The following is a 1,974-nucleotide window of genomic DNA, read 5'->3' on the forward strand; positions in this document are numbered from 1 at the left end:
ATAGTTATGCTAATTTAGGTGACGATGGCTTCCCTTGGTTTACAATGCCAGAAGCTATTCCTCTGGATAAATATATAACGGACAAGCAACCTACTCCACTAAAGATTCTCAAAGGCATGTTGGAAGTATGCATAACTTTAGAAATACTTCACAAGGAAAATATATTCCATAGAGACATTAAACCCGACAACATATTAATATATAAAGGAAAATGGTATTTAGGTGATTTTGGAATTGCAACATTCCCGAACAAACAAGAAATAACAAGAGAAGGGTGTAAACTCGGCTCATTACATTTTTATGCCCCAGAGATGCTTTCTACAGAGCCTGCAACATCTGGAGAGCATGCGGATATATTTAGTTTCGCTAAGACTCTATGGGTGTTACTGAGTGGACAGAAATACCCATTAGCCGGTGAGATGAGGCTGGACAGAGCTGAAGCATTAGTATCAACATATTGCCAAATGAATAAAATAGAATTTATCGACGAGGTAATTTCGCATTGTACCAGCTTTACTCCCAGCCAACGTCCCAATATAAGTTCAGTGAAGCAGTGCATTGAAAAAGTATTGACTGACTAGGTAGTTCACCCGCGCGCGCAATGGTCCCCCGCCTACGCGCTCTGACTTTATCATGCACTTTTCATGCATGACATAGAGAGCCTACAAGCCCTTGTGGCGCGGTGTTTCAGATGTTTTGATGCTGAGGCGTTGCATGCAAATTCATGCACTATATGCATGCAGTGCTCTTTTTGGCAGGCTAGCCAGAGAAAAAGCCCTTAAACGGCAAGGGCAAAGTGGTGAGAGTGGGGGAAAAGTCCCTGCCTTGAGAGGTTACAGGCAGGGTGGGATTATTAATGAATTCGTGCGTTAGAACCGTAGCGATTTAATACTTTCCGCTCTGGGAGAATGACAGCGGATATTATTTCAGGTTCTTTAACTGGAGGGCGAGTAATTATTTTATCCACACTCTCAATCGATTTAAAGGTACAAGAACATTCTATATTCTGACACNGATAATATGCCTCTTTGGTCTGCTCTGATAAATAGCGACTGGCACGCGTATGAGACGCATGTTTACACACTGGGCAACGCATCATATTAGCTTTCCTCTTCTTGCTGTAATTTCTTTCTTTTTATAATTATCTCTTTGGCTAATTTAGAGCAAGAAGCCGGGCTATTGTATAACTTCCAGTCCACTCCATCTAAATTAGGTCTATTCCAGCCGATTTTATCTAAAGTTGAGTCTGGGTATATTGAGATCTTATGACGCTCCGCAACATCTACTAATATCCGCCCTACTTGTCGTTCCATTATCTTATCCGGGGTTTCATAACCAAGCTGATTTTCGTTGCCCTCATCAGCTAGTGCTAGAGCACGTAATTTCAACTTAATAACCCTTATCAGAGAGGAGGGAAGTTCCAGTAAAGCCTGTCGCCATTCTTGTTCAGCATAAATTTTAAAGTTATTTTTATAGGTATTTTCAAGTTTTTTTGCTGAATAACAACATGCCAGCATCGCTGAATCTTTATCAAGCTCCAGCTCTTTGATTAGTGTTGAGAACTCCTTAGCTAATTCTTTTTGTGAGATTCGTTGACCATGCTGTTCTTTCAGCTCATCGGTCATTTCACCGCGCATATTACGAAACAAGCTCCGCCAGCTACTTTCCGCCTGCTTACCTTTTATTTCTGCTTCTTGTTGTTGTTCATGGCAACGAGTAATTGCAGAGGTAACTTCATTCAGTATTAGCATGTTTTTCTGATGTGCTGCTTTCGCCACTTCAAAATGTTCCAAAGGGGTCATGTCAGGGATCGTGCTCATTGGTATAACTCCGTTTCAGTCAAGGTGGAGTCATTTTGCAAGCTCTCACACAACGCCTCAATCAATGCCCGTTGTGCCATTTCCCATACAACACACTCTCAAATCAAACTAAAAGGGCTATAAAAATAATAGTTTTATAAAAACTGTTCACTAC

At 41.1% G+C, this 1,974-nt stretch carries 3 protein-coding genes; 1 reads left to right on the forward strand and 2 read right to left on the reverse strand.

The window, feature by feature from the left end; genetic code table 11:
* A partial coding sequence (locus V2A85_RS23270; protein ID WP_420072508.1) for a protein kinase domain-containing protein occupies positions 1-581 on the forward strand: 581 nt, incomplete at its 5' end.
* A 272-nt stretch (positions 582-853) separates the two neighbouring features.
* On the opposite strand, the gene V2A85_RS23275 is transcribed toward V2A85_RS23270, so the two are convergent.
* Entirely contained in the window at positions 854-1,099 is a 246-nt protein-coding gene (locus V2A85_RS23275) for an ogr/Delta-like zinc finger family protein (protein ID WP_420072509.1), read from the reverse strand.
* Between the two features lies 1 nt (position 1,100).
* Positions 1,101-1,820: a hypothetical protein gene (locus tag V2A85_RS23280; protein ID WP_042547993.1), complete on the reverse strand. Its 720-nt coding sequence runs from the start codon at positions 1,818-1,820 to the stop codon at positions 1,101-1,103.
* Between the last annotated feature and the right edge of the window lie 154 nt (positions 1,821-1,974).

Origin of the sequence: Yersinia sp. 1252 StPb PI (assembly GCF_048593885.1) — a bacterium.
GTDB lineage: Bacteria > Pseudomonadota > Gammaproteobacteria > Enterobacterales > Enterobacteriaceae > Yersinia > Yersinia enterocolitica_E.